Genomic DNA, 23,846 nt, shown 5'->3' with positions numbered 1-23,846 from the left:
CGTGAGGAAGCAAGGCGAGTGTGCCGCTTGTCGTCACACCAGGGAATATCGGGCGGCTGAAAGGGAGTGGCCAATGAGCCGATCGAGACTGTCAGCTGTGCCGGTGCATGTGATCACCGGCTTTCTCGGGGCCGGCAAGAGTTCGCTGATCCACCATTTGCTGGCCAGCAAGCCGGCAGGGGAGCGCTGGGCCGTGGTCATCAATGAATTCGGCCGTGTCGGTATCGACCAGGCGATGTTCGAGGAGCGTGCCGACCTGGTCGTCGAGGCGTTGCCCGGCGGCTGTCTGTGCTGTCAGCAAGCCGTGGTGTTGCGCGCGTCGCTTGTCAGGTTACTGCGTCGCCAGCGTCCGGATCGCCTGATCATCGAGCCTTCGGGCCTGGGGCATCCCGCGGGCTTGCTGGATCTGTTGCGCGGCGAGGGGTTCGCCGACGTCCTCGATATTCGCGGCGTGGTAGCCGTGCTGGATCCGCGCCGCCTGGACGATGCCCGGGCCATGGCCCACGAGACATTTCGCGATCAACTCCGCATGGCCGATGCCGTGGCATTGACCATGACCGATCTCGCCTCCGCTCGACAGATGGCAGCGGCGCGTCATTGGCTCGAAGGATTATGGCCACCGCGGCGCTGGGTGCGCGAGGCGCCATATGGTCGGTTGCCGAGCGAATGGGTGCTCGCGGCCGACCCCGGTGTCGGCGAGACGCTCGCCTCACCGGTGTCGCACCATCACGCCGAGTCTCGACCCTCGAGTCTCTCGAGGGAGCCGCGCCAGGGGGGTCCGGTATTCGAGCAAGGCCATGCCCTGGGGCATGCAAGCCTGGGCTGGCGTTGGCATTTCCGGGATCGCTTCGATCGACATGCCCTGGAAAGCCGGCTCGAGGCACTGCCGGCAGCGCTGCGCGTCAAGGGAGTGTTCCATACCGACCATGGGTGGTGGTTCTACAATCGCGTGTCGGGGGTGACGGAGAGCTGGCCGAGTGTCTGGCGCCATGATTCTCGCCTGGAGGTGTTGGGCGAGCCGGCGTCCATGCCCGATGCCGAGCACCTGGAAGCGTCCGTGACCGCCTGTCTCGCGTCACGACGGTGACGCACACGTCATTGTCGTCCTGATGGATGTGCCTGCGTCGTCGCCCTCCTAGGCTACGAAGCAAAAGTCGTCTCGGTGGAGAAATCTCGCGATTGCCAGGAGTCGCCATGTATCGAGTACGACGCTGGGCAGTGCGCCATGCCCGTGCCTTCGAACTGCTCTATGCAGGCCTTGAGGTCATGCTCCAGCGTTCGGCACCGCTGCTGGAGCGTATCGGCTATGCGCGTCTCGAGGCGCCGGTGGCCCGTCTCGAGCGAGCCATCAAGGGGCTGCTGTTCGATTGCCAGATGTGCGGCCATTGCGTGCTGAGCTCGACGGGTATGTCGTGTCCCATGAATTGCCCCAAGCGCTTGCGCAACGGCCCTTGCGGCGGGGTGCGCGAGGATGGTGGCTGCGAGGTGAAGCCGGAGATGCGCTGCGTATGGCTGGATGCCTGGGAGGGCAGCCAGCGCATGAAGCATGGGGACCGCATTCATGTCGTGCAGCTGCCCGTGGATGCCTCGCTGGAGGGCACCTCTTCCTGGTTGCGGGTGGCGCGGGGTGAGCATGATGCAGGAGGCCGGTGATGAAGTTCGATGACGAGCCGGTTCCCGGGTATTCGCTTCCCGTGTTGCCGGGACATGTCTCGCCGGGTCGGCTCGAGCGGGTTCTGCGAGCCGGGCGCTTCGCCGTGACCACCGAGATCGACCCGCCGGATTCGGCGGATCCGGCGGAGGTCCTGCGGCGTGCCGCTATCTTCGATGGCTATGTCGATGCCATCAATGCCACTGACGGTTCCGGCGCCAACTGTCATATGTCCAGCGTCGGCGTCTGCTCGCTGCTGACGCGCGTCGGCTACGCGACCATCCTGCAGATGTCTTGCCGCGACCGTAACCGGATCGCCATGCAGGGTGAGATTCTCGGGGCGGCAGCCATGGGCGCCTGCAACCTGCTGTGCCTGACCGGGGATGGCGTCCAGGCCGGCGACCACCCCCATGCCCGGCCGGTCTTCGACCTCGACTCGCTGTCGTTGCTCGAGATGGCGAGGCGGATGCGCGATGAATCCTGCTTCGAGAGCGGGCGGCCGATCGACTCGCCCCCGCGGGTGTTTCTCGGCGCGGCGGCGAATCCCTTCGTGCCGCCCCGGGCCTGGCGGGCCCAGCGCCTGGCCAAGAAGGCAGCGGCCGGGGCGCGCTTCATCCAGACGCAGTACTGTTTCGATACCGCCACCTTGCGGGACTTCATGGCCGAAGTCGCCGATTACGGCCTGCTGGAAGGGCCCGACCGACTCCATGTACTGGTCGGCATGGGGCCTTTGGCCTCGGCGCGCAGCGCGCGTTGGATACGCGACAATGTGCCTGGCATCCACATTCCCGATGCCGTGATTCGCCGTCTCGAAGGGGCGAGCGATCAACGCGAGGAAGGTGCTCGCCTGTGTCGGGACATCCTGCAGGAAGTGCGCGAGATCGAAGGCGTCAGCGGCGCCCACATCATGGCCTACCGACAGGAAGCCACGGTGGCGCGCATCATCGAGGAAACCGGGGTGCTCGAAGGGCGGGTGCCTTGGTATCCCGGTCGGGACGATCCCGCCGAGCTCAATCCGGAAGCGCCCGAGGCGGCCGGTGACCTGCCGGCCGCGGCATCGAGTTGAGGTTCAGTCCGAGAGGGTGACGCGTCGCAACGCCAGGTCATGACCCGGTGCGGCCTCGATTTCCCAGCCGATTCCGGGCTGCCAATCGCCCAGTACGAAGCGGCGGGCGGCTTTCCCGTCGACCTCGAGATCGTGCACGGCGGGGCGATGGGTATGACCATGGATCAGGGTGGTCACGCCGTGTTCGCGCAGGGCCGTCACGACGTCTTCCTGCGTCACGTCCATGATGTCCTCGGCCTTGTTGGAGTTGGCCTCTCCGGAGCGTTCGCGCAGTTGGCGGGCCAGTTCGAGGCGTTCGGGAATCGGCATGGCGAGAATCTGAGCCTGCCAGTCGGGGTCTCGCGACTGGGCTCGGAAGGCCATGTAGGCTTCGTCGCGGGTGCACAGGCTGTCGCCATGCATCAGCAGCACTCGCTCGTCGCCCAGGGTCACCAGCGTCGGATCGGGCAGCAGGGTCGCGCCGGCTTCCCGAGCGAAGCGCTCGCCGAGCAGGAAGTCGCGATTGCCATGCATCAGGTAGAGGTGGGTGCCGGTATCGGCGAGCGCCTTGAGCGCCGAGGCCACGCGCTGGGCCAGGGGGGCGGTGCCGGTCGGGTCGGCGGCGCCGAGATCGAGCAGATCGTCGCCGATCCAGGCCTCGAAGAAATCGCCCAGGATGTAGAGCGCATCGGCACCTTGGGCGCGTTCGTCGAGCCAGCGCAGAAAGCCCTCGGTGACTGCCGGAGCGCCGGGATGCAGGTGCAGGTCGGAAATCAGCAGGGTGGCCATGTCATGTTCCGTGGGCGGGTGCGAAGAGGGCGCGCCCGCGGAGGCGGGCGCGGAGTAAGCTGGCGACGGCGGTCAGCTGGCGGCATCCTGGAGGCGAGCGCTCTGGATGATGACATCCTCGGCGGGCACATCGGCATGCATGCCGCGACGGGTGGTCTTGACCGACTTGATGCGCTCGACCACCTCCATGCCCTCGACCACTTCGCCGAAGACGCAGTATCCCCAGCCTTGCAGGTTCTTGCCGCGGTGGTTGAGGAAGTCGTTGTCGGCGATGTTGATGAAGAACTGGGCCGTGGCCGAGTGAGGGTCCTGAGTGCGGGCCATGGCCAGCGTGCCCACGCGGTTCTCCAGGCCGTTGTCGGCCTCGTTCTCGATCGGCTCGTGGGTCGGCTTCTGGTTGAAGTCCAGGTCGAAGCCGCCGCCCTGAACCATGAAACCGTCGATCACCCGATGGAAGAGGGTGTTGTCGTAGAAGCCTTCGCGCACGTAGCGTTCGAAGTTGGCCGCCGTCTTCGGTGCCTTGTCGTGATTCAGGGCGATGACGATATCGCCGAAATTGGTTTGCAGCGTGATCATGACGATTTCCTGTCTTCTGGGCAGACGCCTTGGCGCCGTGCATGGGCGTGGCGCTATAATAGCGGTTTTGCGTCGATGCGCGAAGCCGGCAAGCCGGTAACGCCCGACAGGCCCGCGTTCAACCAGAGGTTGCCCTATCAACATGACCGAGACCACCAGCGCGCCGAACTTCATTCGCAACCAGATCGCCGAGGAACTCGAGGCCGGCCGGCACGACAAGATCGTCACCCGGTTCCCGCCGCATCCCAACGGTTTCCTGCATATCGGCCATGCCAAGTCGATCTGTCTGAATTTCGGGCTTGCCGAACAGTTTGGTGGCGAATGTAACCTGCGCTTCGACGATACCAATCCGGAGAAGGAGGAGCAGGCCTACATCGATGCCATCAAGGAGGACGTGAACTGGCTGGGCTTCGAGTGGGCCGGCGATGTGCGTTTTGCTTCCGACTACTTCGACCAGCTGTATGCCTGGGCCCAGCACCTGGTGCGCGAAGGCAAGGCCTATGTCGACGATCTGTCGCCCGACGAGATCCGCGAATATCGCGGTACCCTCACCGAGCCGGGCCGGCCGAGCCCGTATCGGGAACGCGGCGTCGAGGAGAATCTCGATCTGCTGGAGCGTATGCGTGTCGGCGAGTTCGCCGAGGGCGAGAAGGTGCTGCGGGCCAAGATCGACATGGCCTCGCCCAACATCAACCTGCGCGACCCGATCCTCTATCGCATTCGCCATGCCAGACACCATCAGGCCGGCGACAAGTGGAAGATCTACCCGTCCTACGACTTCACCCACGGCCAGTCGGATGCCCTGGAAGGGGTGACGCATTCTCTCTGCTCGCTGGAGTTCGAGGATCACCGGCCGCTCTATGACTGGTTCCTGGAGCACCTGCCGGTTCCCTCTCGACCGCGGCAGATCGAATTCGCCCGGCTCAATCTCAATTACACCCTGACCTCCAAGCGCAAGCTCAAGCTGCTGGTGGACCAGGGCATCGTCGATGGCTGGGACGACCCCCGCATGCCGACCATCTCCGGGATGCGTCGGCGCGGCTACACGCCGGCCTCGATTCGCAAGTTCTGCGAGATGATCGGCGTCACCCGCGCCGACGGCGGGCTGGTGGACATCGCCATGCTGACCCACGCGATCCGCTCGGATCTCGAGGACAACGCGCCGCGGGCCATGTGCGTGCTCAAGCCGCTGAAGGTGGTGTTGACCAATGTGCCCGAGGACCACGAGGAAGTGTACGAGGTGGCCGGCCATCCCGCCCGGGACGACATGCCGACGCGTCGCATCCCGTTCACTCGTGAGGTCTACATCGATCGCGACGATTTCATGGAAGAGCCGCCCAAGAAGTTCTTCCGCCTGGCGCCGGGCAAGGAGGTTCGCCTGCGCAACAGTTACGTGATCCGTTGCGACGAGGTGATCAAGGACGACGAGGGCGAAGTGACGGAGCTGCACTGCTCGGTGGACTTCGACACCCTGGGCAAGAATCCCGAGGACCGCAAGGTGAAGGGCGTGCTGCATTGGGTCAGCGCTATCCACGGCATTCCCATGGAAGTGAGGCTCTACGATAACCTGTTCCAGGTCGAGCAGCCCGACAAGGATCGCGATGCCGATTTCCTCGAGCACCTGAACCCCGAGTCGCTGGTCACCGTACAGGGGATTGGCGAGCCCAGCCTGGCCGGAACCGAGCCGGAGAGCCGCTACCAGTTCGAGCGGGTGGGGTATTTCTGCGCCGATCGCTACGCCAGTCGACCCGACCACCTGGTATTCAACCGTACCGTGGGGCTCAAGGACTCCTGGGCGAAGATCAAGAAGAAGGGCTGACATGCAGATCTACAACACCCTGACGCGGCGCAAGGAGACCTTCACGCCCATCGAGCCCGGGCGGGTCCGCATGTACGTCTGCGGCATGACCGTCTACGACTACTGCCACCTGGGCCATGCCCGGGTGATGGTGGCCTTCGACGTCATTACCCGGTATCTCCGGGCACGAGGCTATGATGTCACCTACGTGCGCAACATCACCGACATCGACGACAAGATTCTCAAGCGGGCCGAGGAGAACGGCGAGGCCATCGAGTCGCTCACCGACCGCATGATCGATGCCATGCACGAGGACGAGGGCCGGCTCGGCGTGCTGCGGCCCGATGCCGAGCCTCGTGCCACCCGGCACGTCGACGAGATCGTCGCCATGATCCAGACGCTCATCGACAAGGGCTACGCCTACGCGGCGCCCAATGGCGACGTCTATTACCGGGTCCGCAAGTTCGCCGATTACGGCAAGCTCAACAATCGCGACCCCGACGACATGCGCGCCGGGGCCCGGGTCGACGTGGAAGCGCACAAGGAGGATCCCCTCGACTTCGTGCTATGGAAGGCCGCCAAGCCCGGCGAGGCGGAGTGGCCATCACCCTGGGGGCCGGGCCGGCCGGGCTGGCACATCGAGTGTTCGGCGATGTCGACCTGCTGCCTGGGCGAGACCTTTGACATCCATGGCGGGGGGCCCGATCTGACCTTCCCGCATCACGAGAACGAGATCGCCCAGAGCGAGGCGGCCACCGGCAAGCCGTACGTTAACACCTGGATGCATGCCGGCGCGGTGCGGGTGAATCACGAGAAGATGTCCAAGTCGCTGGGCAACTTCTTCACCATCCGCGAGGTGCTCGAGCATCACGATCCGGAAGTGGTTCGCTATCTGCTGGTGTCGAGCCATTATCGCAGTCCGATCAACTATGCCCCGGACTCGCTGGCCGATGCCCGCAAGTCGCTGGAGCGTTTCTACAATGCGCTCGACGGACTGGCAACGGAGGAGGCTCGGGAAGGCGCGGTGGACCCGAGCTTCGATCGGCGTTTCACCGAGGCCATGGACGACGACTTCAATACCGCCGGGGCGATGTCGGTGCTCTTCGATCTGGCCCGCGAGCTCAATCGGGCGCGCAAGGAATCGCCCGAGCAGGCTCCGGCGCTGGCCGCCGAGCTCAAGCGCCTGGGCGGTGTGCTCGGCCTGCTGCAGCAGGAGCCGAGCGTTTTCCTCAAGGGCGGGGACGGTGAGCTGCCGCTGTCCGAGGCCGAGATCGAGGCGCGGATCGCCGAGCGTGCCGAGGCCAAGCGCGCCCGGGATTTCTCGCGTGCCGATGGCATCCGCGACGAGCTGGCCGCGCTCGGCATCGTGCTCAAGGATAGTCGCGAAGGAACCCGCTGGGTCTTCGAGGCGCCCGGCGACTGAGCCACGGCATCGTGTCAGCGCCCTGACCGACCGAAGAGGTGGAGGCCGCCGCCTTCCGCCTCCCTGCGCCACCCAAGGGGGACCAGGGGCATCCAGTGTGCCCCTGGGGCCGGCGAGGAGGAAGGCGACCTTTTGTCGACGGCGGCCATGGCCTCGTCCAGGCTCCTGGCCACGGCACTCCATGGCAGTGACGAGCCGGCGAGATGGCAGTGGTAGAGTGCATCGCCATCGATATCGACGCGATGGATCTCGTTGCCCCGATTGTCCTGCCACCAGTCGGCATGGACATGTTGCCAGCGGGCGGCGAGCGGCGCTCCGGTGTTCATGAGATTCCCTCCTTCAGCGCTCGTGCAAGGCGAGGCGCTCAGGATGCTTTCCAGATCTGCAAGCGGGGTTCGGCCAGCCCGTGCCAACGGGAGTAGAAGTCGAGCCTGCGCTTGGCGTTGGCCAGATCCACCGGTCCCAGATCTTCGTGGGGCGCATGGGAGAGGCAGCCGACTTTCACCTTGTCATGGGTGCGGGCACCTGTCCGGTATAGCGGCTCGCTGCGTGCGATCCGACGCACCGGGCGGGCTTCGGGAAGGCGGCGTTCCCCAAAGGGGGTGTGGGTCAACAGCAATACCGGGTTCATATTGCATCCCTCCGAACGGCTTTGCGGTCATGAGGGCGACACTGGGTCGCCGGTCATCAGGGCGCAGGGCTGGAACTCATCCGATGCCGATCCAACCCTGGTCCTCGCCTTCCAGCGTAGTATAAAAACGCTGTTTGCAAACGCTGTTTTTTAACCTGCCTTCGCGATGGCATCATCGCCGGGAGTCGCCGGGGGAGCGATGAGGTTTAGGTTGCCGGTGAACGGGAGAACGAGATATCCAGCAAGCGCGAGGCGGCGTCAAGGCCGATGGCCTGGAGTTCCCGGATATCGAGAGACTCGGCAGACAGGGAGCCTTCGATCCACAGACCGTCGATGAGGCCGTTGACGGCGACGGAGAGTCGGCGCAGCTCGGTGTCGCCTGGCGTGTGACCGTGTTCTTCCAGCGCCCCGTGGATGAGGTCGCGGAAGGCATGGGTCGTGCGACCGTACCAGTGTCGTCGGATGTCGGCCATGGCGTCATCGTGATGAGTCAGGGGCAGGAAGTTGGCCCACAGCAGCAGGCTGTCCGGGGTGACGATGGGCGGTGAGAGGTTGGCCAGTAGGTAGCGTTCGAGACGCTCGCAAGCCGTCGTGTCGCCGTCGCCGATGGTGCCGTGGGCCGCCTCGAAGAGGCGCTCGAGAAAACGCCGGTAAGCCGCCTGGAGAATGCCGTCCTTGCTCTTGAAGTAGAAGCGGATCAGGCCATTGGTGACGCCGGCATAGTCGGCGATGTTGCGTACCGTGGCCGCGGAGATGCCCTCCCGCGCGATGCAGGTGAGTGTGGCGTCGATCAGGACGCTCTCGCGGTCGTTGCCGGCACGCCGGGTCGCCATGGGCTCAGGCCTCGCGCAGGATCGGGTTGGTCAGGCAGGTGGGGCCGCCTTCGCAGGCCATGCACAGTGCATCACCGGCGAAGGTGCGCACCCGAACGCCGTGTTGTTCCATCACGGCTCTGGTACCGGGGAAGCCGTCGATCATCAGGCAATCGCCCGGTGCGAGAGGCATGACATTCAGGTTCAGCCCCAGGGAATCACGAAACTCGGCCTCGGGAGCCGCCACCAGTGTGATACCACGAGCCTTCATCAAGGTCCACAGAGCGGCCGGAATCAGCTTGGGGTGGACCAGGTAGAGGTCGTCGGTGAGCGGCGAGATGACCGACATCAGGTGCAGGCAGGCGGCCTCACCGTCCCACACCGGCAGGTCGAAGCCCAGCACCTCGATGCCGTGCGGGGCGAGCAGAGTCTCCAGCTGGCGCACTCCCTCGCGGTTGGAGCGAAAGCCCATGCCCACGACCAGGGTGCTGTCGTCGAGCCATAAGGTGTCGCCGCCCTCGATGCAGGCCTCGTCGGTCAGGCGCCCCAGCACCGGGATGCCCGCCGCCTCGTAATGCTGCCCGTGCAGCTCGGGTTCCGAGGCACGCAACGGCTTGCCCATCTTGAGCAGCACGGCGCCGGCACGTGTGATCAGGGAGGCATCGCGGGTGAACATGGCATCGGAGAGACCGTCGTCGTTGTCCTCGATCCATAGGATCTCGGCGCCAGAGGCCTGCACCAGTTCAGCGAAGGCGTCGTACTGGGCGATGGCCTTGTCGGCGTCGAAATGATCGTTGTAGTGCCATTCGACAGGGTCGGCTTGCTTCAGGCTCGCTCCCGGGCGGCGCATCAGTACGCGGGTCATGGGGGCGGCCATGGACTGGCATCCGTAGCGGGACATGGCGGGACTCCGTGGCTGGTGGGGATCGTTGACTCGCATCTTATACAGATGCATAGTTTATGCAACCGCATAACAACAGGCATAAACCGGGAGCCCTGACGTGAGCGATGCTTCGACCACTACCGCCTCTCGTGGCGATGCCGTCATCGAGGTCGAGAATCTGCACAAGACCTATGGCGACGCCCGGGTTCTCAAGGGCATCGATCTTGCCGCCGGGAGAGGGGATGTTGTGGCGCTGATCGGCAGCAGTGGCTCGGGCAAGTCCACGCTGTTGCGCTGCCTGAACCTGCTCGAGACACCGACCTCCGGTTCGCTGCGTCTGTTGGGCGAGGCGATTCCCTTCCGCGGTCAGGGAGCGCGGCGTGAGCCGGCCGATCGCCGCCAGTTGCGTTGTCTGAGGGCGCGTCTGGGCATGGTCTTCCAGGGGTTCAACCTGTGGCCCCACATGACCCTGGAGGCCAACGTCATGGAAGCACCGATCCAGGTGCTGAAACGTTCGCGGAGCGAAGCGCGCGACGAGGCGCGAGCGCTCTTGGAACGAGTCGGTCTCTATCATCTTCGCGAGGCCTACCCGGCGACGCTCTCCGGCGGACAGCAGCAGCGCGGCGCCATTGCCCGTGCCTTGGCGATGGGCCCCGAGGTAATGCTGTTCGACGAGCCCACCTCGGCACTGGATCCCGAGCTGGTGGGGGAGGTGCTGGCGGTGATACGTGACCTCGCCAGAGAGGGGCGCACCATGATTATCGTGACCCATGAAATGGCGTTTGCTGCCGACGTGGCGGATCGGGTCATCTTCCTCGATCAGGGCGAGATCGCCGAACAAGGGCCACCGGGCCGGTTGTTCGGCGCCCCCACGGCCCAGCGACTGCAGCGCTTTCTGGGCTCGGTCGGTCCATCCCAAGGAGAATGACAATGAAACGATTGATGACGGCTACCTTGACCTCCCTTTGCCTGGCACCGGTGGCGCAGGCCGAGGTGACCCGTGTCGGCTTCGCGACCGAGCCCTATCCGCCCTTCGCCACGCTGGATGCGAGCGGCGAGTTGCAAGGCTGGGAAGTGGACATCACTCGAGCGGTCTGCGACGCCGCGGAACTGGAGTGCGAAATCGTCACGACCTCCTGGGACGGCCTGATTCCCGCCCTGACCGGTGACAAGCTCGATGTCATCGCCGCGTCGTTGAGCATCACCGATCAGCGTCGCGAGACCATCGCCTTCTCGGACAAGTACTACCAGACGCCCGCCGCACTGGCCGGGGCCAAGGGCGACGACCTGAAGACGACGTCCGGAGGGCTTGCCGGCAAGACGCTGGGAGTGCAGTCCGCCTCCATCCACCAGGCCTATGCCCAGGTGCATTTTCCCGAGTCCATCCTGCGCGAATACCAGACCCAGGACGATGCCAACCAGGACCTGTTTGCCGGGCGGCTGGATGCCACCCTGGCCGATCGTCTGATCATCGAACAGTTCCTGGACAGCAAAGAAGGCCAGCTGTGCTGTGAGATGCAGGCCACGGTGACTCAGGACCAGGAGACCCTGGGCGAGGGCATCGGCTTCGGCGTACGCCAGGCAGATGACGCCCTGCGCGAGCGGCTCAACGAAGGGATCGCCGAGATCCGGGCCAACGGTACCTATGACGAGATCACCGCCCGTTATTTCGACTTCGATATCTACGGCGAACCTGACACCTGAGGTGGCAGGGATTATTGACGGGTCAGGGAGTCGCCTAGGCCATGAACTATCGTGACATGAGCATGGCAGAGCTGCTCGCGCTGGCGCCGCCCGGCTGGGGCGGTGTCCTGCTCGACGGGCTCTGGCTGTCGTTGCAGGTAGCCGGAGGTGGCTATCTGCTGGGATTGCTGATCGGCATGGCCGGCGCTGCCGGCAAGCTCTCCGGTGGCCCTGTCATCCGCGATCTCTTGACGTGCTACACCACGGTCATCCGTGCGGTGCCGGAGCTGGTGCTGATCCTGCTGGTGTACTTCGCCATGCCCGAGGCTCTCAGCCATTTGTTGGCCATGGTCGGGCTGGGGGAGGTGGAAATCGGTCCCTTCGCTGCCGGCATCGTGGTGATTGCCCTGGTCCAGGGCGCCTACGCCACCGAGGTGATGCGCGGCGCGATTCGCGCCATACCCTATGGGCAGATCGAGGCGGCCTACTCCCTGGGCATGTCAACCGCCAAGACCTTCCGGCGCATCACCTTGCCGGCCATGTTGCCGGGGGCATTGCCGGGACTCTCCAACCTGTGGCTGATTGCCACCAAGGACACGGCGCTGCTGGCGGTGGTCGGTTTCACCGAGCTGACCCTGGCTGCCCGCCAGGCAGCCGGTGCCACCAAGCACCACCTACTGTTCCTGTGCGCGGCCGGCGTGCTCTATCTACTCGTTTCGTTGGTCTCGAACCTTTTGTTCAAGGTACTGGAGCGTCGTGCCACCAGGGGGCTGTCACATGGTTGAATCTCGACTGCCGCTGCATCGACTCGGGTTGATCGCTGCCGCCGGGGTGGCCGTCACCTTGATGGCCCTGCAGATGCGCTGGGATTGGTTGCTTGATTATCACGATGCCATCCTGGGCGGACTCTGGCTGACGCTGATCCTGCTGGTGACCACCAGCGTGGCGGGGTTCCTGCTGGCGATTCCGCTGGGTCTGGTGCAGGCGGCGGGGCCTCGTCCATTGGCCTGGCTGGCACGTTGTTTCTGCACCCTGATTCGAGGTACGCCATTACTGCTGCAGATCTGGTTGCTGTACTACGGCCTCGGTTCGCTGTTTCCCTACCTGCCGGGCATACGCGAGAGTTGGCTGTGGCCCTATCTCATCGAGGCCTGGCCCTATGCCTTCGCGGCGCTGACGCTGTCGTTCGCCGGCTACGAAGGCGAGGTGATGCGCGGCGCCTTTGCCGGCGTGCCCAGAGGGGAGCTGGAGGCGGCCCGCTCGCTGGGGATGCATCCTCTGACCATCCTGCGGCGTATCTGGTTGCCTCGCGCCGTGCAGCGTGTCCTGCCGACGCTCAATGGCGAATTGGTCATCCAGCTCAAGGCCACGCCGCTGGTCGCCACCATCGCCGCCCTGGATACCTATGCCGTTTTCGGGCGTATCCGCCAGGAAACCTATCTGGTCTATGAACCCTTGCTGCTGATGGCCCTGATCTATCTGGTCCTGGCCGGCCTTATCACCCTGGCCTTCAGCTTCCTGGAGCGTTCATGGTCTCGGCGTTCCGCCGGCGATTGATGTCATCTCCCTGACACCATCACCGTTCGCATCATGCCGTTCCCGTCCTGGGGCGTTCGCCTGGCCGACAAGGCCGCCATCACGGCATGGAAACCTTCATGGAAATCGTCACCCGCGCCATTTGCCGGAGGGGCTTTCTCGTCACGAGTGGGTTGGGGGCGAGTCGAATCAAGACAGGTCTCGGGCCGACGGTGGCAAGGGAATCTGGCGTGGCCAGGCGTCATCGACCACGAAGAGGCGTCGCCAGCCTTGGACGGGGTCGTGCAGGGCGAGCTGCCGCGGTGCTCCGCCGTGGGTGAAATGCGTGTCGAGCCACGCCGAGAGCGCCGTGAGCGGCATCAGCTCTGCCTGGCGGGGCGGCGCCAGCCAGTGAGGCTTGCCCAGGCAGGCACCACGTATTCGCGTGGGTAGCGTTGCCGCCATGGCCGGCCAGTCACGCCAATGCAACCATTGCCCGCGGCGATGGGCGGGATGTGCCTGGCGCGGCGACGGCATCCGCTGCCGGTAGGGATAAAAGAGCACGCCGGGCATCGCCAGCTGCTGACGCAACCGGCCATCGAAGTGCTCGCCGAGTCGTTGCGACAAGGCGCGTTGTGCCTCCGGCATGGCCACCATGGGCAATTGATGGCGCTCGAGGTGAGTACGCTTGATGGCCAGGCTGTCGAGGCCGCCCGGGCCGATCCAACGTGCCTGATCGTGCGCTTGGCCAGGCCCTTCCGGCAGACCCAGATAGAACTTGATGGCCACTTCGAGATGCACGGGCGTGCGGTCGCCGTTCCTCCGATAGAGCAGGTCGAGTTCGCCCAGGGTGCGACGCTCGCGCACGACCGGCAGGTTATGTGCCAGCAGTTGCGTGCCCGGCGCGGTTTCCAGCAGGTGCTGCCACAGGCGCTCGTGGTAGTGACCCAGGCGTGTCGCGCCGGGCGCGCCCGTCTTGGCCTCGAGGGCATCGGGACGTGCCTGCTGGGCGTCGAGATAGCCATGCAGTGCGCCCGCATCGCCAAGACCCAGGGCGTACCGGGTAGGGCGACCGGGCCAGGCCAGGGCCAGCAGGTCCGGGGCCAGCAATAACCAGGCGAGGTCTCTGACCTGGGGATGCTGCCAGCGCTCCAGGAAGTCGGTATCGTGGGGTGGCATGCGCCCTCGCTGCGGCGTTGAGGTGCCGTTCTGACAGCCCGAGGCGTCGGGCCTTATACTCTCAGGATACATACACAGCAAGCAGGTGCTAATGATGACCCCTGTATTGACGCGTTTCGCCGCCGCCGCGGTCGGCACCTTGATGACCTTCTCCCTGGCCCAGGCCGACGATTCTCCGGTGGTGGTGGCCTCCAAGATCGATACCGAAGGCTCGGTGCTCGGGCAATTGATCCTGCAGCGTCTGGAGAATGGCGGTATCGATGTGGAGAATCGCCTGCAACTCGGGACCACCAGCATCGTGCGCGAGGCGCTCACGGCAGGGGAGATCGATCTCTATCCGGAATACACCGGCAATGGTGCCTTCTTCTTCGACATGGCCGACAGCCCGGTGTGGAAGGATGCCGAGCAGGCCTATCAGACCGTCAAGGCCGAGGACCGCGAACGCAACGGCCTGGTCTGGCTGACCCCGGCAGAGGCCAACAATACCTGGGCGATCAGCGTGCGCGGGGAAGTGGCGCGCGAGCACGATCTCGCCAGCCTCGAGGATCTGGCGAACTATCTCGACGAGGGCGGTGACGTCAAGTTGGCGGCCAGTGCCGAGTTCGTCGAGTCGCCCCAGGCGCTGCCGGCATTCCAGGAAGCCTATGGGTTCGATCTTTCCGACGATCAGCTGCTGGTGCTTTCCGGCGGCAACACCGCCGCTACCATGCGTGCCGCCGCCCAGCAGACCAGTGGTGTCAACGCCGCCATGACCTATGGCACCGACGGTGGACTCAAGGCGCTGGACCTGGTGGTGATGGACGACACCCTCGGCGTGCAGCCGGTCTATCAGCCGACGCCGGTGGTGCGTGAGAGCGTGTTACAAGCGCATCCTGAGATCGAGACCCTGCTGGCGCCGGTCTTCGAGGCTCTGGATCGCGATACCCTGCAGCGACTCAATGGCGACGTGGCGGTCGATGGGCTCGATCCGGCCCAGGTGGCGTCCGACTTCCTCGACAGCCTGGATAGCTGAGGTTGGGCGTGCGCAGGGATGCGGTGCAGCCAAACATTGTCCTGGCCAGTTTGTTCCTGGCCACCCTGGTCGCTTGGCTGGGGCTCGATGCAGTGAGTGTGGCGCCTAACCGCATCGTGCCCGGCCAGGGGGTCGATGTGCTGGGGGTTGCCGGATGGGGCGGGATGGCGGTGAGCATCTCGCCCTTGCTCGTTGCCCTGGGGCTGGCCTGGCGTCCGACGCCGGATCGCCTGCGGTGGTCGACGGGGCTGGTGGTGTTGATGCTCTCGGCATTGCCGGTCTGGCTGATGGTCGCGGCGGCGTTCACGGTCGATCCGGACATGCCCCAGGCGCGCATGGGCATCGGTGGCGGTGTCTGGATGGCGTTGTTCCTGTTGCTGCTGGCATTGATCGAGCTGCGCACTCGCTTGACGATGCCTCGCGCACGGGGTTGGGCGTTGTTGCTCGTGCCCCTGGCCAGCCTGGCGGCATGCCTCTCGTTCGGGCTCGAGCCACTGGCGCTTCGCCAGGAATATCAGGGGCGCAGCGAGGCCTTTGTGTCGGCGATCGCTGAACACCTCTTGCTGGTCGGCGTGGCCGTCTGCCTCAGTCTCCTGCTGGGCGTCGGTCTGGCCATGGCCATGCGTCACTGGCCCAGGGCGCAGCGGGTCGGCTTTGCGATCCTCAACTTCCTGCAGACGATTCCCAGCCTGGCGCTGTTCGGTCTGCTCCTGGCGCCGCTGGCCTGGCTGTCGAGTCGCTTCGACTGGCTCGCCGCGTTCGGCGTCAGCGGTATCGGCTGGGCACCGGCACTGCTGGCACTGATCGGCTACAGCCTGTTGCCCATGGTACGCAATACCTATGTGGCGCTGGATGAAGTGGACCTCGATGTCATCGAGGCGGCGCGAGGCATGGGCATGAGTCGTGGCCAGGTGTTCCGTCAGGTCCGGTTGCCACTGGCCTTGCCGTTGATCCTGGAAGGCATTCGTATCACCACCGTCCAGGCCATCGGGCTGACGGCGGTGGCGGCCCTGATCGGTGCCGGTGGCCTGGGCACCTTCATCTTCCAGGGGCTCGGGCAGGCCGCCATGGATATGGTGCTGCTCGGTGCCTTGCCGATCCTCGCCATGGCGCTGGTGGCGGATGCGCTGCTGGGGGCTCTGACCGACCTGCTGCGCCCGGGAGGGGCGACATGATCGAACTGATCCACGTGACCAAGCGCTTCGGCGATGCCGTGGCGGTGGACGATATCTCACTGAGTGTGGGCAAGGGTGAGCTATGCGTGCTGGTCGGCACGTCTGGCTGTGGCAAGTCCACGACCCTGCGCATGATCAATCGCCTCATCGAGCACAGTGATGGCGAGATCCACCTGGATGGCCAGCCGGTACGGGAGTTCCGTGAGGAAGTACTGCGCCGACGCATCGGCTATGCCATCCAGAGTACCGGCTTGTTTCCGCACTGGACCGTCGAGCGCAATATCGGCCTGGTGCCGCGGCTGTTGAAGTGGCCGGCCAACCGGGTGCGGGAGCGAGTCGAGGAGCTGATGGCGTTGCTCGAGCTTTCCATGACGGAGTTCGCCGACAAGTATCCCAGCCAGCTTTCCGGCGGCCAGGCGCAGCGTGTCGGCGTGGCGCGGGCTCTGGCCGCCGACCCCGAGATTCTGCTGATGGACGAACCCTTCGGCGCTCTGGACCCGATCACCCGGGAGTCGCTGCAGGACGAGCTGGCCCGCTTGCAGGCGCGGTTGCACAAGACCATCGTCTTCGTCACCCATGACATGGACGAGGCACTGCGGCTGGCGGATCGGCTGGTGGTCATGAATCAGGGGCGTATCGTCCAGCAGGGCCATCCCATCGAGTTGCTGCGCGCTCCCGCCGATGCTTTTGTTGAATCCCTGCTCGGCGGCGAGGACCGCGGCCTCAAGGAAGCTGCCTTGCTGCCCGTCAGCGAACGGATGTCGCCGCTCGGGCCGGGGCCGCTGGCCGAGGAGCGAATTGCCCGGGATGCCACACTGCGCGAGGCGTTGTCGGTCATGCTGTGGCGCCATGTCGAGCACCTTGCCGTGGTCGATGACGATGAGGTGCCCATCGGCGAGCTTTCCCTGCGGCGGTTGGTGGGAGCGCGAGACCATGATGCGTAAGGGGAGGTCCTCGCGGGGATACGGCTGGCTTTCGCCCTTGCTGTGGCTGTCGCTCTTGCTGTCTGCCTGCCTGGGCATGGAAGGACTGAAAGGCTTGTTCCGTCTCGTCGAGCCTGACAGCCAGGCACTGATCTACGACCGAGCGGATTTCATCGTCCTGCTGGGGCGCCATCTGCTGGTGGTGGGCGTGGCCGCCTTGCTGGCCATCCTGCTGGGGGTCGGGGCCGCAGTGGCCGTGACGCGTCCCGGTGGGCGCGACTTCCTGCCGCTGGTCGGCCAGCTGGCGTCCATCGGCCAGACGTTTCCACCGGTCGCCGTGCTGGCGCTTGCCGTGCCGGTGCTCGGCTTCGGTACGCTGCCGATCATCGTGGCCCTGCTGCTCTATGGCTTGTTGCCCATCGTGCGCAACACCCTGGCTGGGCTCGAAGGCATCGATCCCGGCGTTGCCGAGGCGGCACGCGGCATGGGCATGACCGGTGGCCAGCGCCTGCGCCAGGTGGAACTGCCGTTGGCGGCACCGGTGATCCTGGCCGGTATTCGCACCTCGGTGACCATCAATATCGCCACCGCAGCCATCGGTGCCACGGTAGGGGCGAGCAACCTGGGCGACCCGATCATCTCCGGCATCGTCAACGGTAATACGGCCCATGTCCTGCAGGGCGCGTTGCTGATCGGCCTGCTGGCGCTCAGTGTCGACAGCTTGTTTGCCCGCTTCCAGCCCGCCTCGTCATCCTGAACAGGGCGTTCATGCGCTATGCTGTCGGAGAGAGGCGGCAACGAGGAGAGGCTCGGAATTCCATTGCAGGACAGTTCGTCGTTCGTAGGACTGTTCTTGGATCGCAGTTTACGTTAACGTCAATTTGTTGCGTTGATCGGCGTCCGGGCAACCCCCTGGCGGACCGAAGGAATAGAGACAACACTGCCCCCAAAAGGGGTAAGGATCATGACGATGACAACAACGCGAGAGACGTCCACGCCGGCGTTCCTGGCTGGGGACGAGTACAGCATTCCCACCTATCGTGTCCTGTCCCAGGACGGTCGACTCATCGAGGGGGCCGAAGCGCCGCAGCTCGAACGGGCCAAGGCGCGCCGTATCTACCAGGCAATGCTCGCCACCCGCGTGATGGACGAGCGCATGATGGCGGCACAACGCCAGGGGCGGCTCAGCTTCTACATGCAGTGTACCGGCGAGGAGGCCGCGGTGGTCGGTGCCACGGCGGCGCTCGACGATGCCGACATGATCATGGCCCAGTACCGTGAACAGGGGGCGCTGGTCTATCGGGGCTTCAGCTTCGACGAATTCATGAACCAGCTGTTCGGCAACGAGCTCGACTACGGCAAGGGCCGGCAGATGCCGGTTCACTATGGTTCGCGCAAGCTGCATTACATGACCATCTCATCGCCGCTGGGGACTCAGATTCCCCAGGCTACCGGCTATGCCTATGGTCAGAAGCTGGCCGGAGAAGGTCTGTGCACCCTGGTGTTCTTCGGCGAGGGGGCTGCCTCCGAGGGGGACTTCCATGCCGCCCTGAACATGGCGGCGGTGCATGAAGCGCCGGTGATCTTCTTCTGCCGCAACAACGGCTATGCGATTTCCACGCCGACCGTCGAACAGTTTGCTGCCGACGGCGTGGCGCCCCGGGCGCTGGGCTATCGCATGCACGTGATCCGCATCGACGGCAACGACATCCTGGCAGTCTATCGCGCCACCGAACAGGCGCGTCGCATCGCGGTGGAACACAACAAGCCGGTATTGATCGAGGCCATGACCTACCGGCTGGCGGCACACTCGTCGTCCGACGATCCTTCCGGCTACCGCTCCAAGAAAGAGGAAGAAGCCTGGCGCGAGAAGGATCCGATCCTGCGCATGAAACGCTGGATGGCCGAACGCGACTGGTGGACCGACGACGAGGAACAATCACTGCAGGAAGAGCTGCGCCGCGAGGTGCTGGAGACGATGAAGCGTGCCGAGAAACGCCCGCCGCCCGCTCTGGGCACCCTGGTGACCGATGTCTATGCCGATGTCACCCCGGCGTTGCAGCGCCAGCTCGATGCCCTGGAGGCGCATATCCGTCGTTATCCCGACGCCTATCCGAAAGGCGCGCAATCACTGGATCCGAGCGTCAATGGCGGCGCCGACGCCACGACCGACCAGGGAGGGGCCTGAAATGCCGAACATGAACATGCTGCAGGCCATCAACAATGCCCTGGATATCGCCATGGCCGAGGACGAGCGCGTGCTGTGCTTCGGTGAGGACGTGGGCAGCTTCGGCGGTGTCTTCCGTGCCACCAGCCATCTCCAGGAGAAATACGGGCACGCGCGCTGCTTCAATACCCCGATCGTCGAGCAAGGCATCGTCGGCTTTGCCAATGGCCTGGCGGCCCAGGGCTCGGTACCGGTGGCGGAGATCCAGTTCGCCGACTACATCTTTCCGGCCTTCGACCAGATCGTCAACGAGACCGCCAAGTTCCGCTATCGCTCGGGCGATCTGTTCAATGTCGGCGGCCTCACGCTCCGCGCGCCTTATGGAGGCGGTATCTCGGGCGGCCATTATCACTCCCAGTCGCCGGAGGCCTACTTCGCGCACACACCGGGACTGAAGGTGGTAATACCCCGCAATCCCTACGAGGCCAAGGGCTTGCTGCTGGCCTCGATCCGCGACCCGGACCCCGTGCTGTTCTTCGAACCCAAACGGCTCTATCGCGCCTCGACAGGCGAGGTGCCCGAAGAAGACTATCAACTGCCGCTCGGCGAGGCCGAGGTCACCAAGGAGGGCAGTGATGTCGCCCTGGTGGGCTGGGGTGCTCAGATGGAAGTCATCGAGCGTGCCGTTGAGCTTGCCGAAAAGGACGGCATCTCCTGTGAAGTGATCGACCTGCGCACCATCCTGCCCTGGGACGAGGACACCGTGGCCGATTCGGTGTTCAAGACCGGCCGCCTGGTGGTGACCCACGAGGCGCCACGCACCGGAGGTTTCGCCGGCGAGATCGCCGCCGCCATCCAGGAACGCTGCTTCCTGTACCTGGAATCGCCCGTCATGCGTGTGACCGGCCTGGATACTCCCTTCCCGCTGACGCTGGAGAAGGAATACCTGCCGGATCACCTCAAGATCCACGAGGCTATCCGCGCTAGCGTGCACTATTAAGGACGGGAGAGAGATCATGACCGAGTTCAAGCTGCCCGATATCGGTGAAGGTATCGTGGAGTGCGAAGTCGTCGAGTGGCGTGTCCAGGAAGGCGACGACATCGTCGAGGACCAACCGGTGGTCGAGGTGATGACCGACAAGGCACTGGTCGAGATCACCGCACCGGCATCGGGACGCGTGACCCGCTTGCATGTGGCCAAGGGCGAGACCGCCCGGGTGCATGAGCCTTTGTTCGCCTATCAGGCCGAGGGCGAAGCCGCGAGCGAGATCAGCGAGCGACATGCCGCCGAGGCATCATCGAACCACGTGGAGACCTCGAGCGAGTCGTCGTCCCCGGTGGTCGAGGGGGCAGCCCGGGAATTCATCCTGCCGGACATCGGCGAGGGCATCGTGGAGTGCGAGATCGTCGAGTGGCGCATTCAGGAAGGCGACGCGATTGCCGAGGATCAACCGGTGGTCGACGTGATGACCGACAAGGCCATGGTCGAGATCACCGCGCCGGAATCGGGACGGGTGAGTCGCCTGCATGTTGGTAAGGGCGAGACGGCCCGGGTCCACGCGCCGCTGTTTGCCTACGTGCCGGATGATGCCGAAGCCCAGCGTGGTGCCGAGCAGGAGGCAAGCCGTGCTGCGACGGCCGAGACCACCCGAACCACGCCGGCCCCGGCGAAAGAGCGGCGAACCGAGGGCGAGCGAGGCAAGGGGCAGGGCGCCTATGGGCGCATACCGGCCAGTCCCGCCGTGCGTCGGCTGCTGCGCGAGAACGACCTGCGCCTGGAGCAGGTACCTGGTTCCGGCAAGGATGGCCGGGTGCTCAAGGGCGACGTGCTGGCCTATCTGGAGTCAGGAAGCACCGCTGGCGGTGAGCCGGTCGCTGCTGCCACCGAGACGTCGTCCGCTGCCGCTGGCACCCGGCCGGCCGAGACGCGAGTCGAGCCGTTGCGCGGTGTGCGTGCCGCCATGGCCAAGCGGATGGTGGAGTCCGCCTCGACCATTCCGCACTTCCAGTACGGCGAGGAGATCGATGTCACCGAGTTGCTGGCCCTGCGGGAGCGGCTCAAGCCGCGTGCCGAGGCCGAGGAAATGCGCCTGACGCTGATGCCCTTCTTCATGAAGGCCCTGGCGCTGGCGGTCGAGGCGTATCCGATCCTCAACAGTCGGCTCGATGCCGAGGCCGAGGAGATTCACTACCTGCCGCATTGCAACGTCGGCATGGCGGTGGACGGCAAGGCTGGCCTGATGGTGCCCAACGTCAAGCACGTCGAGCACCGCTCGCTGCTGGAGATCGCCGGCGAGGTTCAGCGGCTGACCGCCGATGCGCGGGATGGCCGCGTGAGCCAGGCGGACCTGCGCGACGGTACCATCAGCATCTCCAATATCGGCGCCCTGGGGGGAACCTATGCCGCGCCGATCATCAATGCCCCCGAGGTCGCTATCGTCGCCATCGGCAAGACCCAGTGGCTGCCGCGTTTCGACGACAACGGCGAGGTGGTGTCGAGAGCCATCATGACCGCCACCTGGGCCGGCGATCACCGGCTGATCGACGGCGGTACCATCGCCCGGTTCTGCAATGTCTGGAAGGGCTTTCTGGAGGATCCGGAAACGATGTTGCTCGAGCTGCGCTAGTTAGGTGCCGTCATGAGCCAGGCGCCATTGCAGCAGTTCTACATTCCGGAGGACCAGTCGGTCTATCTGCTCAGCCACCACGATGCGCGCAAGCTGCGCGAATGGGTGGCGCTGTGCCAGGCGCAGCTCGAGCAGCTCGGCTATCGGGATATCGAACTGATCGGCAAGGGCGCCTATGGCTTCGTGTTCGCCGGCGTCACCGCGCTTGGCGAGGAGTACGTCTTCAAGTTCACGCGGGTCAATCTGCCCCAGCGCATCCAGGATCGCCTCGAGGAAGAGGCCTTCATGCTGGAGCAGGTGGCCCATCCCCGCATTCCCAAGCTGATCGTCTTCCAGCGGGTGCGCAATCAGTCGATCCTGGTGATGCAGCGTGCCCCGGGCATCAACCTGGAGGAATTCTCGCTGCGCGAAGGTCGCCTGCCGCCCCGGTTGATCGTGCGCATTGCCGATCAGCTCGCCGGCATCCTGCGGGCTCTGCGCCGCGAGTCCGGCCCGGCCGGCCGTCCGGTAGTGCACGGTGACATCAAGCCCTCCAACCTGGTCTTCGACGAGCAGGCCGAGACGATCGCCCTGATCGATTGGGGCTCCTCGGTATTCGCCCAGCTCGATGCCAATCAGCAGTTCGTCGCCGCCAACGTCATGGAGTTGATGTCGGACAACCTGCAGCAGACCAACGCCCGACTGGGCGATGTCTACTTCATCGGCGAGGAGCAACTGAACGGCGCCCTGTCGTCGCCACGTTTCGACGAACAGGGCGCGGCCGGCACGCTATACGCGCTGGCCTCGGCCCAGTCCTGCCGGTTTGGCCACCGGGCCATTCCGGCTACCTCGCTGGGGTTGCCTCGGGAATTCGCCCGCATGCTCGACGGCATGCTGGACCCGGACCCCGACGTGCGCCGCCGGGCGGGAGACCACTTCACCCGCGAGATGCCGCGCCTGGCCAGGCTGGTCATGCTCGACCTGCCGGAGCCACCGGAAACGCCCCTGGTGCCGGTGTGGAGCCGTGCCGCCGGTCGCGAGATCGACACTGTGGTCTACAGCTCGCGCAAGTCCTTCCTGCGTGAGGAGGGCGGGCGCGAGACGCTCAGCGATGTCAACGACGTTCAGCTCGATCGCTACTACAAGAACTTCATGCAGGGCATGGGCGATACCGAGAAGGCCTTCCTGGCGGCGGTGAGTCGGCTGGGCAACTATCCGGTCGTGGGCGGGCTGGCGGTTCGCTGGGAGGCCGAAGGTGTCTATATCGACACCTCGCTCAACCTGCACGATCCTTCCCTCAAGCCGGCCTTCGTCGCCGCCGTCAACAACATGGTCAGCCTGGCCCGGGCCATTCACCGCCGAGGCATCTTCAAGAGCTGTTTGTTCAATGCCCGCGATACTCTCCATCTGGAGCGCGAGGGGCCGGATCGTCCCTTCGTGATTCCCCCGGGCCTGCGGCTCGACTACGAGGTCAGCGCCGTCCCTGAGCTGGAGGACCGCTCCCGGTTGCACAGCTATTTCGAGGATGGGCCGGACCCGGACGAGTTCCTGGTGCTGCCGGAGGCCATCATCACCTCGCTTGAGGCGCTGAACGAGATCCATCATACCGGGATGATCATCTTCGAAGCCTTGCCCGAGCACCTCAAGATCCATAGTCACTATCGGCTGCTCGATCCCTCCCGGGAGGCGGAATTCCGCCGGCGGCTCGACGATATTCTCGACGCGGTCGGGCTGATCGAGGGGCTCGGCGTCTCGGGCTTCATGAAGATGCCCTACAAGGACACCCGTTTCTTCCCCCACGTGGCGCGCCAGCCCGAACGCTTCTACCCCCGCGACCCACGTGCCGCCATGGCGGCGATGCAGTCGAACAACGACTGAGCGTCGTGGCCCTGGCCTGCTCACAACCTCGGTCATGAATGAGCTTGGCTGCGCAGTCTGGCAAGATAGTGGTCTACCGTTTCCTTCGCTCCCCGACGCT

The 23,846-nt window shown here is 65.0% G+C and carries 24 protein-coding genes; 17 read left to right on the top strand and 7 right to left on the bottom strand.

The window, feature by feature from the left end:
- Positions 1–73 precede the first annotated feature (73 nt).
- From A9O65_RS02105 to A9O65_RS02095, 3 genes are all read left to right on the top strand, one after another.
- Positions 74–1,087 (top strand): CobW family GTP-binding protein, encoded by a 1,014-nt coding sequence (locus tag A9O65_RS02105; protein ID WP_064701230.1) that lies wholly within the window; start codon positions 74–76, stop codon positions 1,085–1,087.
- Positions 1,088–1,194: 107 nt separating this feature from the next.
- A complete protein-coding gene (locus tag A9O65_RS02100; protein ID WP_064701229.1) occupies positions 1,195–1,653 on the top strand; it encodes a methylenetetrahydrofolate reductase C-terminal domain-containing protein in 459 nt (152 codons plus the stop codon).
- The gene (locus A9O65_RS02095; RefSeq protein ID WP_064701228.1) at positions 1,653–2,717 is read left to right on the top strand and encodes a methylenetetrahydrofolate reductase; all 1,065 of its coding nucleotides are present in this window, start codon (positions 1,653–1,655) and stop codon (positions 2,715–2,717) included. The genes A9O65_RS02100 and A9O65_RS02095 overlap by 1 nt, the downstream gene beginning before the upstream one ends.
- Before the next feature lie 3 nt (positions 2,718–2,720).
- On the opposite strand, the gene A9O65_RS02090 is transcribed toward A9O65_RS02095, so the two are convergent.
- Positions 2,721–3,485 (bottom strand): UDP-2,3-diacylglucosamine diphosphatase, encoded by a 765-nt coding sequence (locus tag A9O65_RS02090; protein ID WP_064701227.1) that lies wholly within the window; start codon positions 3,483–3,485, stop codon positions 2,721–2,723.
- 72 nt (positions 3,486–3,557) lie between these two features.
- On the bottom strand, positions 3,558–4,061 hold the full coding sequence (locus tag A9O65_RS02085) for a peptidylprolyl isomerase (RefSeq protein ID WP_064698244.1): 504 nt from the start codon (positions 4,059–4,061) through the stop codon (positions 3,558–3,560).
- 142 nt (positions 4,062–4,203) lie between these two features.
- Here A9O65_RS02085 and A9O65_RS02080 point away from each other — a divergent pair, with 142 nt between their 5' ends.
- Positions 4,204–5,880 (top strand): glutamine--tRNA ligase/YqeY domain fusion protein, encoded by a 1,677-nt coding sequence (locus A9O65_RS02080; RefSeq protein ID WP_064701226.1) that lies wholly within the window; start codon positions 4,204–4,206, stop codon positions 5,878–5,880.
- A gap of 1 nt (position 5,881) precedes the next feature.
- Positions 5,882–7,282 carry a cysteine--tRNA ligase gene (cysS, locus tag A9O65_RS02075; protein ID WP_064698246.1) on the top strand — a complete coding sequence of 467 codons (1,401 nt, stop codon included), beginning with the start codon at positions 5,882–5,884 and terminating at the stop codon, positions 7,280–7,282.
- A 14-nt stretch (positions 7,283–7,296) separates the two neighbouring features.
- On the opposite strand, the gene A9O65_RS02070 is transcribed toward cysS, so the two are convergent.
- From A9O65_RS02070 to A9O65_RS02055, 4 genes are all read right to left on the bottom strand, one after another.
- Entirely contained in the window at positions 7,297–7,608 is a 312-nt protein-coding gene (locus A9O65_RS02070) for a hypothetical protein (protein WP_064698247.1), read from the bottom strand.
- 38 nt (positions 7,609–7,646) lie between these two features.
- Positions 7,647–7,913 carry a hypothetical protein gene (locus tag A9O65_RS02065; protein ID WP_064701225.1) on the bottom strand — a complete coding sequence of 89 codons (267 nt, stop codon included), beginning with the start codon at positions 7,911–7,913 and terminating at the stop codon, positions 7,647–7,649.
- Between the two features lie 206 nt (positions 7,914–8,119).
- A complete protein-coding gene (locus A9O65_RS02060) occupies positions 8,120–8,746 on the bottom strand; it encodes a TetR/AcrR family transcriptional regulator (RefSeq protein ID WP_064698249.1) in 627 nt (208 codons plus the stop codon).
- Between the two features lie 4 nt (positions 8,747–8,750).
- Positions 8,751–9,626, bottom strand: a complete 876-nt coding sequence (locus A9O65_RS02055) for a dimethylarginine dimethylaminohydrolase family protein (RefSeq protein WP_064701224.1) — start codon at positions 9,624–9,626, stop codon at positions 8,751–8,753.
- A gap of 100 nt (positions 9,627–9,726) precedes the next feature.
- Here A9O65_RS02055 and A9O65_RS02050 point away from each other — a divergent pair, with 100 nt between their 5' ends.
- Genes A9O65_RS02050 through A9O65_RS02035 form a run of 4 tightly spaced genes read left to right on the top strand, consistent with a single transcriptional unit; the run spans position 9,727 to position 12,848 of the window.
- A complete protein-coding gene (locus tag A9O65_RS02050) occupies positions 9,727–10,536 on the top strand; it encodes an ABC transporter ATP-binding protein (protein ID WP_064701223.1) in 810 nt (269 codons plus the stop codon).
- Between the two features lie 2 nt (positions 10,537–10,538).
- Entirely contained in the window at positions 10,539–11,312 is a 774-nt protein-coding gene (locus A9O65_RS02045) for a transporter substrate-binding domain-containing protein (RefSeq protein ID WP_082920097.1), read from the top strand.
- A 41-nt stretch (positions 11,313–11,353) separates the two neighbouring features.
- A complete protein-coding gene (locus A9O65_RS02040; RefSeq protein WP_064701221.1) occupies positions 11,354–12,076 on the top strand; it encodes an ABC transporter permease in 723 nt (240 codons plus the stop codon).
- Complete coding sequence (locus tag A9O65_RS02035) at positions 12,069–12,848, top strand: ABC transporter permease (protein ID WP_064698254.1); 780 nt, start codon at positions 12,069–12,071, stop codon at positions 12,846–12,848. The genes A9O65_RS02040 and A9O65_RS02035 overlap by 8 nt, the downstream gene beginning before the upstream one ends.
- 168 nt (positions 12,849–13,016) lie before the next feature.
- Here A9O65_RS02035 and A9O65_RS02030 read toward each other — a convergent pair whose 3' ends face one another.
- Positions 13,017–13,985 carry a DUF1853 family protein gene (locus A9O65_RS02030; RefSeq protein ID WP_064701220.1) on the bottom strand — a complete coding sequence of 323 codons (969 nt, stop codon included), beginning with the start codon at positions 13,983–13,985 and terminating at the stop codon, positions 13,017–13,019.
- A gap of 94 nt (positions 13,986–14,079) precedes the next feature.
- Between A9O65_RS02030 and osmF the strand changes: the two genes are divergently transcribed.
- The 8 genes from osmF to A9O65_RS01990 all read left to right on the top strand — a co-directional run bounded on the left by osmF (position 14,080) and on the right by A9O65_RS01990 (position 23,746).
- Entirely contained in the window at positions 14,080–14,997 is a 918-nt protein-coding gene (gene osmF, locus A9O65_RS02025; RefSeq protein ID WP_064698624.1) for a glycine betaine ABC transporter substrate-binding protein OsmF, read from the top strand.
- A 23-nt stretch (positions 14,998–15,020) separates the two neighbouring features.
- Positions 15,021–16,172: an ABC transporter permease gene (locus A9O65_RS02020; protein WP_258027398.1), complete on the top strand. Its 1,152-nt coding sequence runs from the start codon at positions 15,021–15,023 to the stop codon at positions 16,170–16,172.
- The gene (locus A9O65_RS02015; protein WP_064701219.1) at positions 16,169–17,116 is read left to right on the top strand and encodes an ABC transporter ATP-binding protein; all 948 of its coding nucleotides are present in this window, start codon (positions 16,169–16,171) and stop codon (positions 17,114–17,116) included. Before A9O65_RS02020 ends, A9O65_RS02015 begins: the two co-directional genes overlap by 4 nt.
- Positions 17,109–17,852, top strand: a complete 744-nt coding sequence (locus tag A9O65_RS02010) for an ABC transporter permease (RefSeq protein ID WP_064698258.1) — start codon at positions 17,109–17,111, stop codon at positions 17,850–17,852. Before A9O65_RS02015 ends, A9O65_RS02010 begins: the two co-directional genes overlap by 8 nt.
- 207 nt (positions 17,853–18,059) lie before the next feature.
- Positions 18,060–19,283, top strand: a complete 1,224-nt coding sequence (locus A9O65_RS02005) for a thiamine pyrophosphate-dependent dehydrogenase E1 component subunit alpha (protein ID WP_064701218.1) — start codon at positions 18,060–18,062, stop codon at positions 19,281–19,283.
- 1 nt (position 19,284) lies between these two features.
- Positions 19,285–20,262, top strand: a complete 978-nt coding sequence (locus A9O65_RS02000) for an alpha-ketoacid dehydrogenase subunit beta (protein ID WP_064701217.1) — start codon at positions 19,285–19,287, stop codon at positions 20,260–20,262.
- 16 nt (positions 20,263–20,278) lie between these two features.
- The gene (locus tag A9O65_RS01995) at positions 20,279–21,889 is read left to right on the top strand and encodes a dihydrolipoyllysine-residue acetyltransferase (RefSeq protein ID WP_064701216.1); all 1,611 of its coding nucleotides are present in this window, start codon (positions 20,279–20,281) and stop codon (positions 21,887–21,889) included.
- Positions 21,890–21,901: 12 nt separating this feature from the next.
- A complete protein-coding gene (locus A9O65_RS01990) occupies positions 21,902–23,746 on the top strand; it encodes a protein kinase domain-containing protein (protein ID WP_064701215.1) in 1,845 nt (614 codons plus the stop codon).
- The last annotated feature ends 100 nt before the right edge of the window (positions 23,747–23,846 follow it).

The sequence above is a fragment of the Halomonas caseinilytica genome (genome assembly GCF_001662305.1).
Taxonomy (GTDB): Bacteria; Pseudomonadota; Gammaproteobacteria; order Pseudomonadales; family Halomonadaceae; genus Halomonas; species Halomonas caseinilytica.
The sequence above is the reverse complement of the archived record's forward strand: the minus strand, read 5'-3'. Positions and strand labels throughout refer to the sequence as shown.

Coding starts and splice junctions, on each gene's coding strand:
- A9O65_RS02105 (WP_064701230.1), top strand. CDS start 74: ATGAGCCGATCGAGACTGTCAGCTGTGCCGGTGCATGTGATCACCGGC.
- A9O65_RS02100 (WP_064701229.1), top strand. CDS start 1,195: ATGTATCGAGTACGACGCTGGGCAGTGCGCCATGCCCGTGCCTTCGAA.
- A9O65_RS02095 (WP_064701228.1), top strand. CDS start 1,653: ATGAAGTTCGATGACGAGCCGGTTCCCGGGTATTCGCTTCCCGTGTTG.
- A9O65_RS02090 (WP_064701227.1), bottom strand. CDS start 3,485: ATGGCCACCCTGCTGATTTCCGACCTGCACCTGCATCCCGGCGCTCCG.
- A9O65_RS02085 (WP_064698244.1), bottom strand. CDS start 4,061: ATGATCACGCTGCAAACCAATTTCGGCGATATCGTCATCGCCCTGAAT.
- A9O65_RS02080 (WP_064701226.1), top strand. CDS start 4,204: ATGACCGAGACCACCAGCGCGCCGAACTTCATTCGCAACCAGATCGCC.
- cysS (WP_064698246.1), top strand. CDS start 5,882: ATGCAGATCTACAACACCCTGACGCGGCGCAAGGAGACCTTCACGCCC.
- A9O65_RS02070 (WP_064698247.1), bottom strand. CDS start 7,608: ATGAACACCGGAGCGCCGCTCGCCGCCCGCTGGCAACATGTCCATGCC.
- A9O65_RS02065 (WP_064701225.1), bottom strand. CDS start 7,913: ATGAACCCGGTATTGCTGTTGACCCACACCCCCTTTGGGGAACGCCGC.
- A9O65_RS02060 (WP_064698249.1), bottom strand. CDS start 8,746: ATGGCGACCCGGCGTGCCGGCAACGACCGCGAGAGCGTCCTGATCGAC.
- A9O65_RS02055 (WP_064701224.1), bottom strand. CDS start 9,626: ATGTCCCGCTACGGATGCCAGTCCATGGCCGCCCCCATGACCCGCGTA.
- A9O65_RS02045 (WP_082920097.1), top strand. CDS start 10,539: ATGAAACGATTGATGACGGCTACCTTGACCTCCCTTTGCCTGGCACCG.
- A9O65_RS02040 (WP_064701221.1), top strand. CDS start 11,354: ATGAACTATCGTGACATGAGCATGGCAGAGCTGCTCGCGCTGGCGCCG.
- A9O65_RS02035 (WP_064698254.1), top strand. CDS start 12,069: ATGGTTGAATCTCGACTGCCGCTGCATCGACTCGGGTTGATCGCTGCC.
- A9O65_RS02030 (WP_064701220.1), bottom strand. CDS start 13,985: ATGCCACCCCACGATACCGACTTCCTGGAGCGCTGGCAGCATCCCCAG.
- osmF (WP_064698624.1), top strand. CDS start 14,080: ATGACCCCTGTATTGACGCGTTTCGCCGCCGCCGCGGTCGGCACCTTG.
- A9O65_RS02015 (WP_064701219.1), top strand. CDS start 16,169: ATGATCGAACTGATCCACGTGACCAAGCGCTTCGGCGATGCCGTGGCG.
- A9O65_RS02010 (WP_064698258.1), top strand. CDS start 17,109: ATGCGTAAGGGGAGGTCCTCGCGGGGATACGGCTGGCTTTCGCCCTTG.
- A9O65_RS02005 (WP_064701218.1), top strand. CDS start 18,060: ATGACGATGACAACAACGCGAGAGACGTCCACGCCGGCGTTCCTGGCT.
- A9O65_RS02000 (WP_064701217.1), top strand. CDS start 19,285: ATGCCGAACATGAACATGCTGCAGGCCATCAACAATGCCCTGGATATC.
- A9O65_RS01995 (WP_064701216.1), top strand. CDS start 20,279: ATGACCGAGTTCAAGCTGCCCGATATCGGTGAAGGTATCGTGGAGTGC.
- A9O65_RS01990 (WP_064701215.1), top strand. CDS start 21,902: ATGAGCCAGGCGCCATTGCAGCAGTTCTACATTCCGGAGGACCAGTCG.